This is a genomic window from Sodalis sp. RH14, from assembly GCF_047324285.1.
Lineage (GTDB): Bacteria > Pseudomonadota > Gammaproteobacteria > Enterobacterales > Enterobacteriaceae > Acerihabitans.
Genome location: NZ_CP178739.1, coordinates 2,674,467 through 2,690,131 on the forward strand (window position 1 = coordinate 2,674,467; position 15,665 = coordinate 2,690,131).

Here is a 15,665-nt window from a genome sequence, read left to right on the forward strand (position 1 = left end):
GACTGAAGCGGTATTCACCATGGCACCTTGCGCATTCTTTGCGGCGTGGATCCAAGGCAGCGTAAAAAGGCCTTTCGCATTAATGCAGTATCACTAAAACCCGCCTCCAGCGCGATGGCCGCCAGCGTCTGGTTGCTGTTTTCCACCCGGCTGCGGGCAAACTCCACCCGCAAGCGCTCCACGGCCCGCGCGGGGGAAAGACCGGTATTGGCGACAAATTCCCGGGAAAACTGGCGCGGTGAGAGATGCGCCTCTTCCGCCATCATGGTAACGGAGAGGTCACCCCGAAGATTGCGATTGATAAACGCCAGCACCCGCTGGATCCGTGGCGAAGGCGGGGTAATATCCCGCATGCGCATAAACTGCAACTGGCCATGGGTACGACGGCGGGGGATCAGCAACTCCCGGGCAATAAGATGCGCCAGCGGCTCGCCGTGTTCCGCCGCGACCAGCGCGAGCGCCATATCCATTCCGGCAGTGGCTCCGGCCGACGTCCAGATATCATCATCCTGCACCACGATACTGTCGGCCAGCAGCCGGGCGTCAGGGACCAGACGCTGCAGTTCCGCCACCCGGCGCCAGTGGGTGGTCACCTTTCTTCCTGCCAACCTGCCCGCCGCCGCCAGCACAAAAGCGCCGGTGCAGACGGAGACATAGCGGTGGGCAATATCCTCCCGCAGCAACGCCAATAGCGCGGGATCGCAGCTTGCCCGGCCGACGCCGCTGCCCCCCACCACCACCAGGGTATCGAATCGTTTGCCTCCGCCAGCGCTGGCGTGTACCGCCAGGCCATTGGAACTGGCGAACATCCCGGCCCGCACGGCGCACACATCCAGCTGGAATTGTTCCTTTGGCGGCAGGTGGAAATTAGCGGTCTCGAACACGCTGAGCGGCCCGCTGAGGTCAAGCAGATTGAAACCGGGAAAAATCAGAAAACCAATGCGACGCGTCATGTCCTAAAAAGCCCTTTTTATGTCATTTCAGACAAAAGTATGGTGTGGAATACTGACCGGCGTCAATCAACGGTTTCAGGAGAAATGTGATGCCTTATGTCATGGACAGTGAACTTTCGGCACGTTTAGCACAATTGCAGCCCGAGCTTGCACGTTTTCCCGCCTTTCAACCCGGCGATGTTCTGAGCTGGCGGGACAAGAGCAACGCCTTTTACGCATTGCTTAACGACCATTTTCCCGAGGCGACCGGCATAGAGACCCGGGAATTTTTCATTCCCATGGGTAATGAAAAACGCCTGGCGCGCTGGTATCAGAACGCGGGCGAGCCCTCGCGCGGCACGGTGCTCTTTGTGCATGGCGGTGGCGGCGTCTCCGCCGATATCGCCGCCTATCATAAAATAGTGGCGAACTATGTGGCACAAAGCGGCGTCAGTTTTCTGGCGCTGGATTATCACCTTGCCCCGGAGATAGCGGGGGATAGCCAGGCGGAACAAATTATTAGCGGTCTGGCTTGGCTACAGGAAAACAGCGCGCAGTTGTCCATCGAACCGGATCGTATTGTGCTGATGGGTGACAGCGGCGGCGGGGGTATCGCGGCGTCCGCGGCCATTCTCGCGCGGGATCGACACATTGCCTTAGCCGGGCAGATCCTCGTTTACCCCATGCTGGATGACCGGACGACGGATGCGACAGCGGAAATATCGCCCTTTCTTACCATCACCGCCAGCGAAATACAGACCGCATGGCGCGCCAGGATCCCGGACGGAGCGGATGACGGACAACTGAACCGCATTATCCCGGCCAGGCTGGACGATTTTACAGGACTTGCCCCCACGTATATTGACGTGGGCGAGCTGGATCTCTTTTGCGCGGAGAACCTGGCCTGGGCGGGAAATCTGGCCGCCGCCGGCGTGCCGGTGGAATTTCATCTCTACCCCGGCGTCAATCACGGTTTTGAGTTGCTGGCCCCGCATTCAGCCATCGCCCAACAGGCCATGCGGCTGCGTTGTTCGGCCATTCGCCGTCTGACGGCGTAAGCAGGGTACTTCCAGCCAGGGCCGCGAACCGCCGGTGTATCCTGCTTCGGCGTCGCGGCCGCGCGTTGCGCTGAAAGTTACACGGCCAGCGTGTAGCCGTGTAGCCATGAAAAATGCCGGCCAAGACTGTTGAGCACGGCATCACGCTCCGCCCGGGCAGGTCCCTGCGCAAGATGCAGACAGTCATTCACCCGGCGCGACGATGCCTGAATTCTTTCACCACGGGCTTTACGTTCGCGTTGGTAGCTCTCGAGCTTTGATTCGATGGAATCCAGGGCATCATTATTCATGATGTGCGCGAGGGCGACGGCATCTTCGAACGATGAAATCGCGCCCTGGCCGTGATGGGGCATCATGCCGTGCGCGGCATCGCCGATGAGCACGGCGCGCCCGCGATACCAGGCCGCCATCGGGCTGACCTGGAACATCCCCCAGCGCTCGGACAGGTTAACGTGTTCAAGAAGCTGCCCGACGGCGGGATGCCAGCCGTTAAACATCCCGGCGATGGCGCCGGCGTCGGCGGGGACCCGCCAGGCTTCCTGCCGCCATATTTCCGGACCATCCATAAAAACCACGATCGTCTGATATGCAAAGTTTTTCCCGATGGGAAAATTCAGTACGTGCTTGCCATCGCCCATCCAGTCGGTAAAGGAATGCGGTTCGGGAAGGAGGTCGAGATCGGCGGTTTTGGCCAGTCCGCGAAACGCGCTGTTGCCGGTGAATACCGGCGTGGCGGAGGCACTGATCGCATTGCGGACGACGGATTTAATGCCGTCGGCGCCCACCACCAGGTCCGCCGTCGCCACCGAACCATCAGCCCAGTAAAGTTTCGCTTCGCTGCCTGCATCCTCCAGACGGGTAAGCTGTTTGCCCAGCCGGATATGTTCTTTGCCGATAACGTCAAGCAAGGCCGCCTGCAGGTCGGTACGGAAGGCGCCGTAGTAGGGGTGCCCGTATTCATTTCTGTACCAGTTATCGCGGGCGAGCAACTGCGAGGCCGCCACGCTGCCGTCTTCATTGCGAAAAAACGCGGCTTCCGTTTCACAGGAACATTCCGCCATGCGCGCCGCAATGCCCAGCTCGGCAAACAGGCGCGTGCCGTTCGCCCACAGCGAGATGCCCGCACCAAGCTCAACCAGTTCTCTGGCCTGCTCATACACAATAACCTCATGTTTGCTGTTTTTCATGGCGCAGGCAAAGGCCAGCCCGCCCATGCCAGCGCCAACTACTGCAATTCGTGCCATGGCAGTTCTTCTCCACTCATGTTGGTAAACATCGTCTTACAACTTTCAGATGAAGTACGCATTTATCTTTAAATAAAACAATAATCGGCAGTATTTAAAATAAGGCTTGGCCGCAGGCTGAATAAAATATTCCCATGGCCTTATGACCAGATTAATTAATTTAAATGTAGCTTACGCAGGAAATTCCTTTTCCCGATGATAAATGTGTATGAAATAAGTTTATTGTTGACCGGGGTAAGTTAAATAACTCATTCCCGTTATCCATTCCGGTACGGATTCATAAGCAACGTAGTCAGGGCGCGCGCCTTTCATCGCCCCCATCAGCGCCACCCAGTTGAGCGCCTCATGGCCGCCGTGTCCGCCGCGCTCCTCCACTTCCTCATAGGTCAGCGCGCGCATATATTCCACATCACCCGCGGCAAAGCGCTCCAGCATTTCCCTATCCCATTCTTCATTGACCAGCGGATGGCTATTACCGAGCGGCCATTCCATTTTGCTCATCATATCTATTTCATATTGGGCGAAATCGGTATACAGCGTCGGGTCGTCAATCAGCGCTTCCTTACCGATGGTCTGATACACCTTCATGCGCTGCAGCAGCTTATCATCTTCCGGCGCGCCTTCAGTCCATACCGGCGGCCAGTGCGAAAGCCCGCCTGTCGCCAGAAAATGAATACGATAGTCATCAGGCAATGTGTCGATGATTTCGCGGACTTTTAACCCCAGATCGTAGGCCCGTGAATACGGCATAAGCGGCGGAGAGAAGACGTTGATATAGACTGGCACCACTGGAATATTGAATTCCGGGTTGATGAAGACCAGGGGCATCATCAGATTATTGCCATATTCAATCGCGCCCATGCGTGTTGCGTCAAACCCGCCATGAATCAATTTTTCAAGCAACGTTTGCGCAATGCCGGCATTACTGGCAATGCTGTGCTGAGTAGTGAATTTCAGCGCTTCCATCATATATTCCGCCGGCCCGATATTCGCGTCACTGACTGGAACGCCCAGGGTCGGCATTAAGTTGCGGAAATTGTTTTCAAAATGATCGTCTAAAAACGCAATAATCAGATTTGGTTTGGTATCGTCGATACAGTGTTTCAACCGCGCATGTATGGCGGCCAGGCGTTTTCGCTGCTCGGGGGAGGGCGCGTCTGCCCAGCCAAGCGCACCGGGAACATGGGACATACTGATGGCACTGACAATCTTAGCCATATCATAACCTCGTTATCTGAATAGGTGATATTTCAACGTGAACGCCTGAGAAAATGTATTATCTGCAAATCAAATAATCGTATTGGTTAATTCGCCGATCTCCTTCATTGCCACCGTCACTTTATCTCCCTTTTTTAAATATCTAGGCGGCGTAAAACCTATTCCAACACCAGCAGGCGTACCGGTGGCGATAATATCGCCCGGCAGCAGCGTAATGTTTTGTCCAATGGTCTTGATTAGGGTCGCAACGTCAAAGATAAGATCCGCAATGGCGGCCTCCTGGCGTTTTTCGCCGTTGACGGTACAGGCTATTGTCTGGGAACCGGGTTCGCCAAACTCATCGGCAGTCACCAGGACCGGGCCCATCGGGCAGAATCCGTCAATGCCCTTGCCGAGCAGCCACTGGCTATGCTGTTTTTGCAGATGACGCGAGGTGAGGTCGTTGACCAGTGTGTAGCCGAAGACATAAGACATGGGATCGTCGCTCTGCGTCACGCGTCCTTTTTTGCCCAGCACCACGGCTAACTCGGCTTCGTAATCGAGGGTATGGAAGGGATCGAGCGTACTGTCTACCTCGTCGCCGGGGCCACTGACCGAGGTGGAGGGTTTGCTGAAGATAATAGGATGCGCGGGAACATTTCCCGCCGCGGCGCTCGAATCAAACCCGCTGTTTGCAAACTCTTGCGCATGGGCCGAGTAATTTTTGCCGACGCAAAAAATATTGCGCCGGGTACAGGGAATCGGCGCCAGTAAACGCACGTCTTCCTGCGCCAGGCCATCCTCATCGGGACGTTCACTGTAGCGTTGCAGCCTGTCGGCAAATGTCGCATAGCTGTCAATCAGCACATTCATATCATTGGTAGCAACAATATCAGTGACATCGACTACTTTTCCGGCAGTGTTAATTACGCCGATTTTTTTCTCGCCGGAACGCAGATACGTAACCAGTTTCATATTTTACCTTACAATAAAAACGCTATATTAATTAATCGCGCGCGCGGGCCACGGCTTCGACTTCAATGAGGAATTCTTCTTTAACCAGCCGGTCCACTACCAGCAGCGTATTCGGCGCATAATCCGGCGTGGCGAAAAGTGTTGGAAACAGTTCTTTCCGGTTTTTCATAAAAGCGTCAATATGCTGGGATGCCACCAGATAGGTATTAAATTTCACCACATCGTTGTAATCGCAGCCTACCGCTGCCAGCACCGCGCCCAAATTGTCAAACACCTGCGCAAACTGCGCGTCAAAATCGTTTTTACCTACCACGCCGCCATCGGAACCTACTGAAAGTTGACCGGAGATATAATAAAGGTCTCCCGCGCTCACTTTGGTCAGGTTAGAATAGAGTCCTTGCGCGGGGCTGGCGTTTTCCGGATTGATGTATTGCACCTTATCGGACACGGTAATACTCCTCGATGATAATAGGGATGAAGCCAATATAATGTTAATGCGAATCATGGCGGCGGAAACGATCGAGAATAACGGCGAAAATAATGACGACACCCACGGCGAGCGTCTGGTAATAGGCGGATACGCCTACCATGTTCATCCCGTTTGACAGCAGCGTTAATACCACCACACCGGTAATCACCTGCCGAAGATTGCCTGCGCCGCCGGTCAGCGCCACGCCCCCGAGAACGACCGCCGCCAGGGACTGCAGCGTCAGGTTCGCCGCCGCGATGGGCTGGGCGGAGCTGGTCCAGGCGGTTAAGATGATGGCCCCCGTTCCGGCGCAGAAACCGCTGACCATATAGACCAGGACCGTATTCCATTTTACGTTGATTCCCGATTTGGACGCCGCGGACACATTGGAGCCCATGGCATAGACATAGCGGCCGAACAGCGTGTATTTGAGCAATACGCCAATCATGATGGTCAAGGCGATGGCAATCCATACCATTACGGGAAGCCCTAATAATGTGCCATAGCCCACGGCTTCGATATATGAGGCGGGAACGTCGTAAATGGGCACGCCGCCCGACAATATTAAAGCGAATGCCTGAGCGACGGACAGCATCCCCAGGGTAATCACCAGGGGGGAGGTATTAAAAACCGCGATAAGGATGCCTGACGCGGCGCCGGTTAACGTGCCGACCAGCAGCATGGCGACCAGGCCCGCGGGGACGCCGAACTGATTCATGATCATCACGCCCGCGACGCCTGCGAGGGACATGGCAGAAGAAAGCGACAGATCCAGTCCCCCCCTTATTACGGCCACGGCCTGGCCAAGTGAGATAATAAGCAGAGGGGCCAGTTGGCAGGCCAGATTTATCCCGTTACTGACGGACATAAATCTCGGCTGGATAAAGCCCGCGATGACGGCGGTTAACACAATCAACAGGGGAAGCATCCAGTCCGAAAGCGAAAATCGTCTGGTTTTCACGCCTTTTCCCGACGCCAGGAGCCCCGCTTCTCTGCTTGTACTCATGATGCAAACTCCTGCTTCATCATTACGTAAGGGTTAATGATCTGGCTGGTCCTGACCGGCCTGGCCGACAACGTCTGCGATAATCGACGCTTTGTCATGTTCGTCAGGGTTGCGGTATGCCGTGACGATACTGCCGTGGAACATTGTCCACACCGTGTCGCACAGCGCCATCGTTTCGGCCAGATCGCTTGATAACATCAGCACCGATACCCCGGTCGAGGCCAGCGCGCGAATGCGCTGATGGATTTCATGTTTGGCCGCGATATCGACGCCGGCGGTGGGTTCTTCCAGTACCAGCACTTTTCCGGCGCTGGCCATGGCCCGGGCGAGCAGAACCTTCTGCTGGTTGCCGCCGCTGAGGCTGGTAAGCGGGTCATGCTTATCAGCGTATTTCACGCCGCAGGCTTGCAGCAGTTGGTCCGCCATGGATTCTGCCCGGCCAATACGGATGAATCCGCTGCGAGCGAACCGTTTTAACTGGGTCATCATCAAGTTTTCCGCGATGGACAGGGACGGATACACGCCATTGGCCGCCCTGCCGGCAGGCAGCCAGGAAACCCCTTTTTTCAGCGCCTCGGACACGTTTGCGGGCCGCCATGCATAACCCTCTAATTTGAAGCTGAGGGGGGCGTCGCCTGGTATGGGCAGGAAGCCGACCAGGTTATGCAACAGGGCCTCGCCTCCGCAGCCGACCACCCCATAGATGCCAACCACTTCGCCGCGACCGACAGAAAAAACCCGGGTTCCGCCGCGGCTGACCGGCAGGTTTTCCACGTCGAGCAAGGGCGGGAAGCGCAGGTTGCCTTTGCCGTTAATGTCGTGGCTGCCGGGCGCCTTGCCCGTAAGGCGCGAGACAATGACATCAGCATCCACATCGCCGCCGACGGGGAATGAGTCCACGACTTGTCCATTGCGCATAATAGTGACTCTGTCACTGACCGCGATCACATCATCAATATGATGAGTCACTAAAACCGAGGCCAGGCCCGCTGCCCGCAGTTTTTCCAGCACCCGGAAAAAGCGTTCCTTCTCGACGGCGCCCAGCATGGCCGTCGGCTCGTCGAAGATAATCACCCGCGGCTGGGACAGTAACGATTTCCCGATTTCGATAAGCTGCTGTATGGCTACCGGGAAAGCGCTTACCGACCGTTCCATATCAATGTCGGCCAGCCCAAGCTGGGCCAGGACTTCCTGCACCCGGGCGACTTCCCGGGCTTTGCGGATAAACGAAAACACCGTTTTGCCTTTCTCCGCGCCCAGCCACAGGTTGGCGCGGACCGACAGGCTCGGCGCCAGGGACAGTTCCTGATACACCATCACTATGCCGGCATGGCGCGCTTCACGGGAACTGCTGAACGAGACCTGCCGTTCGCCATACCAGATCGCGCCTTCGTCTGCTGGATATAATCCGCTGATGATCTTGCCGATAGTTGACTTGCCGGCCCCGTTCTCGCCCAGCACGCAGTGGATCTCCCCGGCCTGGAACTGGATGGAAACCTGGTTCAGCGCCTGCGTGGCGCCAAACCGCTTGGACAAGCCGCTGATCCGCAGCAGCGGCGAGCTTCCCTGACTTAGCGCCTTACCCGTTACCTGTTCTGTCGACATCGTTGTTACCTCGTACCAGGCTTACTGCATTGCAGGCACTTTCCATTCAGCCGGCGCGATTTCATAGGTTTCAAAGGGATGTGTCGCCACGTTGCTCTTGTCCAGCACCTTATTCGGCACATTGTAATGGGCGTAATTCAGTCCATCGGTACCTGCCGGCGCCAGGTTAGGCAGCGGTTTTCCCGCCATGGCGCGGATGGCGTACTGAACAATCAGGCGTCCCATGATGATGCCCGGCTCGGATACCACGGCCAGCATTTTCCCGTCTTCTATCATCGGCACGGCCCTTTTAACCATGGCCGAGCTCACGACGGACGCCTGCCGGTGCTGCTGGCGGATAGCCTGGACCGCGCCCATGCCCAGCGTAATCTGCGGGGTATAGATAAAATTGACCTCAGGGTTGCGTAGCATCAGGTCGGAGGCCTTGGCCAGACCTTCCTGAAGATCGATGCCGCCGCCAAATCCCGTTTCAACCACGGAAACGGGCGTTGCGCATTTACCTGCCTGCGCCTTGAAACCTTCATAACGAAGGCGTACCCATTCGGCCCCGGCGGGTCCTGGGATCATGGCGACATTTTTCGGCGTGACCGGGGATTTACAGACGGCGTCCGCCATAAGTTTGCCGATATAGGTATCATCCTGCAGAACGCCGAAGTCGATATTTTTACTGTCCACGGGGATGCCGACCGATGCGACCTTCATGCCGCCCGCTTTGAGGGATTTAATGATGGGGTCAAAACCGTTGAAGGCGGCCGGGGCCAACACCGCCACGTCGGCGCCGATGCTTTTCAACGCCTCCAGCTGGGCAAACTGTTCACGCACATTGCCGTATGCGCCGGCCACCGACACCTGGACCACGTCCACGCCGGAGCGTTTGGCTTCATCGGTAATGCCGTAAATAATGCCTTTATAAAAATCATCGTTCAGATGGACTACGGTCACCCCCAGCTTGAACGGCTTTTCCGCTTTAAGCGCGGGAATCAACCCGACTAATCTGTCTTCCTCTGCTTTTACCGGGGTAGTCATAAAGGCTGATAGCGCCGTTGACGCCAGAATATAGGAAAAGAATAAAGGGGACGTGCGTTTTTTAAAGTGAGACAGCCAATTCATTATAATTTCCTCGTTGTAATACCGCGACAGGACAGCAAACATCATTCCCTGTGAAAGGGTGTTTTGTAGTGAAAAGCCGACTTATTATCGGACCGTCATTAAGCATTGCGGCGATGCGTTATCGCCACGTACATCGCTTTATTCTTGTCATCTCGGGCGCAGCGATGGAATTACTGAAACAGTTGATGCGCTGCCGCCATAAAGGCTCTGGTTCTTTCAAATGCCACAGAGTGAGAGCATTCACTCAGGATATGTAAATCGGCATATTTAATCTTTGCTGATAAATATTCAGAGGTACTTTTGGGAAAAGGAATATCATCGCGCCCGTGCAGCATGACGACCGGGCAGTTAATCGCGGACAACACCTCATCACCCAGGGTGGTCATTTCGACATAACGCTGCGGTTCGCCGGTAAACATGGCATTGAAATATTCGGCATAACCGGGCGCAAACACGACCGGCTCTCTTGCCTTGATATAGTTGTCATCAATGATCGATTGATCATGAATAAGCGTACCCAGCGTGGCGATCAGTTCGTCCCGGTTTTGCGGACAGCGCCAGATGCGCTGAGTCGCGGCCGTGGCAAGGAAAGGCGCGCCGATAGCGCCGGTGGTCAGCACTGCCGACACCCGCTTGTCGGAAGACGCCAGTGACAGTGCGATGGCGGCGGACAGCGAATGGCCGATGATGCCGATCTCGGCCGCGCCGATATAATCCAGCATCGCTTTAGCCTGGCGAATCCACAGGGGGAAATCAAAGTAGGGTGGTTCCGCCTTGCGATCGCTGATGCCAAAACCGATAAGATCCATGGCGAAGATGTGATAGTCATGGCCCAGCGGCTCCAGCACGCGGCTCCAGTTGCCTAAACTGGAGGCGCCAGGGCCGGAACCATGAATCAGCATCAGCGGCTTGCCTTTCCCTGCGTGGTAATAGCCTGCCTGCATGCCTTCAAATTCAATGGACGCCTTATTCAGTGGAACATTCATGCTGACTCCTGGCTGACACCGGTGGGGGTGAAATTGATAATACGCGGCAAAAAACTTTTTTAAAGCAAAAAATGGATTTTTTGGCATATTATAAGTTTTATGTATGAATATCCTTTTAATTTTGGCTATGTTATTATGGGAATTAATTAGCAGAGCAAGCTTTTAACTATTTGAAAAATAAGAATTCACTGGAGAAGGAAAATGAAGGTTCTCAAAGAGGGAAGGTCGCTAAATGAGACGATTTATTCTCATGTCCGGGGCTTGATTCTTACCGGACAGCTTCTGCCGGGGAATAAACTTAAGATTTCCGAACTTGCCCAGCGGTTTGATGTGAGCATGAATGTCATACGCGAGGCCCTGAGCCGCCTGGCGGGAGAATTGCTGGTGGACGTTGCGCCGCAGCAAGGATTCAGCGTGCGCGGGCTTAATGCGGGCGAGCTTATCGATTTAACGGAACAGCGGATTACGTTGGAAGGGATTGCCTTGCGCAAGTCGATCGCCAGCGGGGATATTGAGTGGCAGGCGCGCCTTATCGCCGCTAATCACCGCCTGGTCCATACTCCCCAGACCTTACCTGAGTCGCCGGACAAATTTAATCCTGAATGGCATACGCGCCATGAGGTGTTCAATTTTATCATGATGGAAAACTGCGGCAGCAAATGGCTATTTTTGATGGTCAAACAGCTTGCCGAGGCGTTTTCAATTTATCAGCGGGTGCTTTTACCGGTTTCAACAGAGCAGGGGGAACGCAACAGCGATCACAATGAACTGTTGCAGGCAATATTAGACGGCAACGCGGACCGTGCCGTGTCTATTTTGTCTGAACATCTGAACCATACCCGCGATGTGATGCTAAGCGCGCTGGGCACCGCCGTTCGTGCCGAGCGCAGTACCTCTGCTTCCCACTGACAGGCGGCGGGATTATGCGGGTCCCGGCTGTTCGCCGGGGTCGGGAGCATCGTTGCGGGACGCGAGCAGCGCCCGCACGGCGAGCAGGATGCGTTCAACCCGCGCGCCGGGCCTGATTCGACCTGAACGCTCGAGTTCGGCGAGGCCATGCAGGGTCGCCCAAAACGTCTCGGTCATGACCTCTGCGTCGGCGCAAAACGGCGTGACCACCGTCGCGATGGCGTCGAAAGCAGCCCGCAGTTCCGGCCTGGTATCCGCCTCGGCGAACCGCAGAGGGGTCGGGAGGACAAACATGGCCTCGTAGAGCGCGGGCCAGCGGAAGGCAAAGCCGAGATAAGCCATGGCGACATTCTCCAGGGCGTTCCGCTGTCCGTCCGATTCACGCGCCGCGGCACGAAGCGCCGCGGTGATCTCTTGGAAACCCTCGATCGCCACAGCGGCAACAATCGCATCCCGGTTCTCGAAATGTGAATAAAGCACGGGCTGGCTGTATTCTATCTCTTGTGCCAGGCGGCGGATGGTCACCGCATTCCATCCTTCGCGCTCTGCGATCGCGCGCGCTGCCGCAATAATGCGGGATTCGCGTTCCGCCCGCTGCCTGCCTTTCCGCTCGGCGATACTCATGCTTTTATCTCCCGGACCACCCTAGCCGTCATTGCCGGTTATTATACGATGGCTTGATAATCTAGCAATGATAGATTATATTCTATTGCTATATTATCACCCTGGGACACTCAAATGCATTGGCTAACGTTCGGACTGGCGCTGTTCCTGGCACTCGCGATTATCGCGATTGGCAGCCTCTATATGGTGAACCCCACCGCCGCGACCCGCAGTTTCGGCCTGCCGCTGCCGGAAAGCGGCGTCAACATTCCATGGTGGCTGCGCCTGAAGGGCGTGCGCGACCTGACGACGGGATTCATGGTACTGGCGTTCATGGCGTGGGATACCCCGCGCGGCGTCGGCCTTATCCTGTTGGTGGGCGCCCTTATTCCGGTCGGCGACATGCTGCTTATTCTCGCCGCGAAAGGCTCCGCCAAAAGCGCCTTCGGCATCCATCTGCCTACGGCCGCGCTTATGGTCTTAACGGCCATGCTGATGCTGCCGGGGGGACGCTGAGAGGGTTCATACGCTTTCCGGCCATCCCTATGGGCGTTAATCGATATACTTTAACCCGGCCTGCTCCAGCATATCGCGCATATGATACATATCCAGGCCCAGCTCGCCCTTAGCGAAACGCTCGCGCTTCGCCTGTTCGTTATCTTCGCGTTGCTGCGCCGCGTCGGCCGTTTGCCGGGCGAGGTCGCGCGGCACCACCACCACGCCGTCGTCATCGGCGACGATCACATCGCCGGGATTGACCAGCGCGCCGGCGCAAATCACCGGCACATTGACTGAGCCCAGGGTGGCGCGGGCGGTGCCTTTGGCGCTGATGACGCGGGAGAATACCGGGAACCCCATGTCGCGCAGGGCGCCGACATCGCGTACCCCCGCCTCGCTCACCAGGCCGGCGGCGCCGCGGGCGCGGTAAGAGGTGGCCAGCAGTTCGCCGAACATGCCGTCGCCGTTTTCCACGGTACAGGCCACCACCACGATATCGCCTTGCCGGATCTGCTCTGCGGCGACATGCAGCATCAGGTTATCGCCGGGCTGGGCCAGCACGGTCACCGCGTTGCCGCATAACCGGGCGCCGGCAAAGGCCGGGCGGATGTGGGGTCGCATAAGGCCGGTGCGGCCCATGGCCTCATGCAGCGTGGCCACGCCAAAATCCCCCAGCCGTCTGACCAGGGCCGGATCGGTCCGCTCGATGTTGCGTTTGACTATACCTAATGCATTGATTCGGGTATGCATACTGCCTCCTTAACGGCCCTGGGCCTTAAGTCGTTGATCGAGAAGAGGATAGACGCGGCGTGCATTGCCCTCGAATATCAGTTGGCGTTCAGCGTCTTCAAGCCGGGCGCATTCAATATAACGGCGGGTATCGTCAAACGCGAACCCGGTTTGCGGGTCGATACCCCTGACCGCGCCGATCATTTCCGAGGCGAACAGCACATTCCTGACGGGGATCACGCGGGTAAGCAGGTCGATGCCCGGCTGATGGTAGACGCAGGTATCGAAGAAAATATTGTTCAGCAGCTTTTCCTCGATATCGTCGATGCGCATCGCCTGCGCCAGTCCACGGAAGCGGCCCCAGTGGTAGGGCACGGCGCCGCCGCCGTGGGGAATAATAAAGCGCAGCCGGGGGAAATCGGTAAACAGATCCGAGGCCAGGCACTGCATAAAGGCCGTGGTGTCGGCGTTCAGGTAATGGGCGCCGGTGGTGTGAAACGCCGGGTTGCAGCTGGTGCTGACGTGGATCATCGCCGGCAGATCATATTCCTGCATTTTTTCGTAAATCGGATACCAATATCGATCGGACAAGGGCGGCGACGTCCAGTGGCCGCCGGAGGGGTCCGGATTAAGATTGATGGCGACGAAACCGTACTCCCGCACGCAGCGATCCATTTCCGCCAGGCATGAGCGGGTGTCGACGCCCGGCGACTGCGGCAGCATGGCGGCGCCGGCGAAAAAGGCCGGATACAGCGCGCTGACCCGATAGCATAATTCATTGCAGATCCCGGCCCACGCCGCGCTGGTGGCGGCGTTGCCGATATGGTGGGCCATAAAGCTGGCGCGCGGCGAAAAAAGGGTTACGTCGATACCGCGCTCGCGCATTTTTTGCAGTTGGTTCTGCTCGATGCTTGCCCTGATTTGCTCATCGGTGATACGCAAATCGGCGGCGCTGATGTCGGAAGCGGGGTCGGTCAGGGCGGCCACCTGGCGTTTGCGCCAGTCCTCAAGGGCATCCGGCGCGGTAGTGTAGTGCCCGTGGATATCGATAATCATTGCATTTTTGCCCTCTCGGCGGTGTGGTTTTCAGCCATGACGATATGACCCAGATCGCGCCCCCGGGTTTCCGGCAGCATCATGGCGGCAAGCACCACGATGACATAGGACGCGCAGGCGCATATGCCCATGGCCGGTCCCAAATCCATATTGATGCTCAGTAATCCCACCATGGTCGGCATCACCGCGCCCAGGGCGCGGCCGGCGTTACCGCACAGGCCCTGCGCCGAACCGCGCACCCGGGTGGGGAACAGTTCGGCGATAAAGGCGCCGGTACCTGCGGCGGTGCCCGATTGCAGCGTGCCGAGCACAAATCCCAGCAGCAGGGTGATGGTCAGGTTGATCGGCGCCAGCGTATAGACCCCTACCGCCACGGCCTGGCAGCAGGCGATGATCATAAAGGTTTTACGCCTGCCGAACGCATCGGCCATCCAGCCATTAAGGAAGGCGCCGGCGAACGACCCGAGGATATTGATGGCCAGATAGCCGCCGACGTTGTTAATCGACAGATGCAGCACCAATTTCAGGTAAGCCGGCAGCCAGGTAATCATCACGTAATTGCCGCCGTAAATACCAAAGGTCAGCAGAATGGCCTTCAGGGTGGTGGCGCGATAAGGGGAGGAAAAAACATCCCAAATACTGTTGGACTGATCCTGGACGTCGGCATGTTCTTTTTTATACAGCGGCGCTTCCTGGATATTGCGCCGGATCCACAATACCAGCAGCGCGGGCAGCAGTCCCAGGGCAAACAGGATGCGCCAGGCGGTATCGGCGGGAAAAGAATTAAAGATAATGGTCGAAATAATAACGGTAATACCGTAGCCGATGGCCCAGCCCGCCTGCAGCGCGCCGACCACGCGCCCGCGCACCCGGGCGTTGATGGTCTCGCTGATAAGCACCGCCCCGACCGCCCACTCGCCGCCAAAACCGATGCCCTGCAGGCCGCGGGTGATCATCAGCTGCCAGAAGGAATCGGTAAATGCCGACAGGAACGTAAAGAGGGAAAACCAGGCGATGGTCACCTGCAGGATCCGCACCCGGCCATAGCGATCGGATAAAATACCGGCAATCCAGCCGCCCAGCGCCGCCATGATCAGCACGGTGGTGCCCAGGATGCCCGCCTGTCCTTTGGTCATGCCCCACAGGGCGATAAGCGTCGGGATGGACAGGGCATACATCTGCGTATCCATGGCGTCCAGCCCCCAGCCGCTGAAGCAGGCCCAGAAGGTGCGTTTTTCGATTTTGTTAAGCGATGTGAACCATTGAAACATCATCATGTCCCCTTTAT

At 56.9% G+C, this 15,665-nt stretch carries 16 protein-coding genes; 3 read left to right on the forward strand and 13 right to left on the reverse strand.

Translation table 11 applies throughout. The features are described 5' to 3' along the window. Window positions 1-14: 14 nt before the first annotated feature. Complete coding sequence (locus tag ACL2XQ_RS12210; protein ID WP_413740415.1) at window positions 15-953, reverse strand: GlxA family transcriptional regulator; 939 nt, start codon at window positions 951-953, stop codon at window positions 15-17. A gap of 89 nt (window positions 954-1,042) precedes the next feature. Between ACL2XQ_RS12210 and ACL2XQ_RS12215 the strand changes: the two genes are divergently transcribed. After that, on the forward strand, window positions 1,043-1,990 hold the full coding sequence (locus ACL2XQ_RS12215) for an alpha/beta hydrolase fold domain-containing protein (protein WP_413740416.1): 948 nt from the start codon (window positions 1,043-1,045) through the stop codon (window positions 1,988-1,990). Window positions 1,991-2,067: 77 nt separating this feature from the next. Here ACL2XQ_RS12215 and ACL2XQ_RS12220 read toward each other — a convergent pair whose 3' ends face one another. The 8 genes from ACL2XQ_RS12220 to ACL2XQ_RS12255 all read right to left on the reverse strand — a co-directional run bounded on the left by ACL2XQ_RS12220 (window position 2,068) and on the right by ACL2XQ_RS12255 (window position 10,582). Next, window positions 2,068-3,234 carry an FAD-dependent oxidoreductase gene (locus ACL2XQ_RS12220; RefSeq protein ID WP_410014775.1) on the reverse strand — a complete coding sequence of 389 codons (1,167 nt, stop codon included), beginning with the start codon at window positions 3,232-3,234 and terminating at the stop codon, window positions 2,068-2,070. A 219-nt stretch (window positions 3,235-3,453) separates the two neighbouring features. Continuing rightward, window positions 3,454-4,452 (reverse strand): extradiol dioxygenase, encoded by a 999-nt coding sequence (locus tag ACL2XQ_RS12225; RefSeq protein WP_410014776.1) that lies wholly within the window; start codon window positions 4,450-4,452, stop codon window positions 3,454-3,456. A 69-nt stretch (window positions 4,453-4,521) separates the two neighbouring features. Then, window positions 4,522-5,406, reverse strand: coding sequence for a fumarylacetoacetate hydrolase family protein (locus ACL2XQ_RS12230; RefSeq protein WP_413740417.1), 885 nt, complete (start codon window positions 5,404-5,406; stop codon window positions 4,522-4,524). A gap of 31 nt (window positions 5,407-5,437) precedes the next feature. Then, window positions 5,438-5,854: a RidA family protein gene (locus ACL2XQ_RS12235; protein ID WP_413730335.1), complete on the reverse strand. Its 417-nt coding sequence runs from the start codon at window positions 5,852-5,854 to the stop codon at window positions 5,438-5,440. A 43-nt stretch (window positions 5,855-5,897) separates the two neighbouring features. Further along, window positions 5,898-6,881, reverse strand: a complete 984-nt coding sequence (locus ACL2XQ_RS12240; protein ID WP_413740418.1) for an ABC transporter permease — start codon at window positions 6,879-6,881, stop codon at window positions 5,898-5,900. Window positions 6,882-6,914: 33 nt separating this feature from the next. Continuing rightward, complete coding sequence (locus ACL2XQ_RS12245) at window positions 6,915-8,486, reverse strand: sugar ABC transporter ATP-binding protein (RefSeq protein WP_413740419.1); 1,572 nt, start codon at window positions 8,484-8,486, stop codon at window positions 6,915-6,917. A 21-nt stretch (window positions 8,487-8,507) separates the two neighbouring features. Beyond that, window positions 8,508-9,596: a substrate-binding domain-containing protein gene (locus tag ACL2XQ_RS12250; RefSeq protein WP_410014781.1), complete on the reverse strand. Its 1,089-nt coding sequence runs from the start codon at window positions 9,594-9,596 to the stop codon at window positions 8,508-8,510. Between the two features lie 170 nt (window positions 9,597-9,766). Next, window positions 9,767-10,582, reverse strand: a complete 816-nt coding sequence (locus ACL2XQ_RS12255; protein WP_410014782.1) for an alpha/beta fold hydrolase — start codon at window positions 10,580-10,582, stop codon at window positions 9,767-9,769. A gap of 201 nt (window positions 10,583-10,783) precedes the next feature. Here ACL2XQ_RS12255 and ACL2XQ_RS12260 point away from each other — a divergent pair, with 201 nt between their 5' ends. Then, window positions 10,784-11,491: a GntR family transcriptional regulator gene (locus ACL2XQ_RS12260; protein ID WP_413722983.1), complete on the forward strand. Its 708-nt coding sequence runs from the start codon at window positions 10,784-10,786 to the stop codon at window positions 11,489-11,491. A gap of 12 nt (window positions 11,492-11,503) precedes the next feature. Here ACL2XQ_RS12260 and ACL2XQ_RS12265 read toward each other — a convergent pair whose 3' ends face one another. Beyond that, window positions 11,504-12,115: a WHG domain-containing protein gene (locus ACL2XQ_RS12265; protein ID WP_413722982.1), complete on the reverse strand. Its 612-nt coding sequence runs from the start codon at window positions 12,113-12,115 to the stop codon at window positions 11,504-11,506. A gap of 114 nt (window positions 12,116-12,229) precedes the next feature. On the opposite strand from ACL2XQ_RS12265, the gene ACL2XQ_RS12270 reads away from it, so the two are divergent. Beyond that, a complete protein-coding gene (locus ACL2XQ_RS12270) occupies window positions 12,230-12,610 on the forward strand; it encodes a DUF4267 domain-containing protein (protein ID WP_410014785.1) in 381 nt (126 codons plus the stop codon). 36 nt (window positions 12,611-12,646) lie between these two features. Here the strand turns inward: ACL2XQ_RS12270 and ACL2XQ_RS12275 are convergent, their stop codons facing one another. The 3 genes from ACL2XQ_RS12275 to ACL2XQ_RS12285 are packed head-to-tail and all read right to left on the reverse strand — an operon-like array spanning window position 12,647 to window position 15,654. Further along, window positions 12,647-13,342, reverse strand: coding sequence for a 4-carboxy-4-hydroxy-2-oxoadipate aldolase/oxaloacetate decarboxylase (locus ACL2XQ_RS12275; RefSeq protein ID WP_410014786.1), 696 nt, complete (start codon window positions 13,340-13,342; stop codon window positions 12,647-12,649). Between the two features lie 9 nt (window positions 13,343-13,351). Continuing rightward, entirely contained in the window at window positions 13,352-14,377 is a 1,026-nt protein-coding gene (locus ACL2XQ_RS12280; protein WP_413740420.1) for an amidohydrolase family protein, read from the reverse strand. After that, complete coding sequence (locus ACL2XQ_RS12285) at window positions 14,374-15,654, reverse strand: MFS transporter (RefSeq protein WP_410014788.1); 1,281 nt, start codon at window positions 15,652-15,654, stop codon at window positions 14,374-14,376. Before ACL2XQ_RS12285 ends, ACL2XQ_RS12280 begins: the two co-directional genes overlap by 4 nt. Window positions 15,655-15,665: the final 11 nt, after the last annotated feature.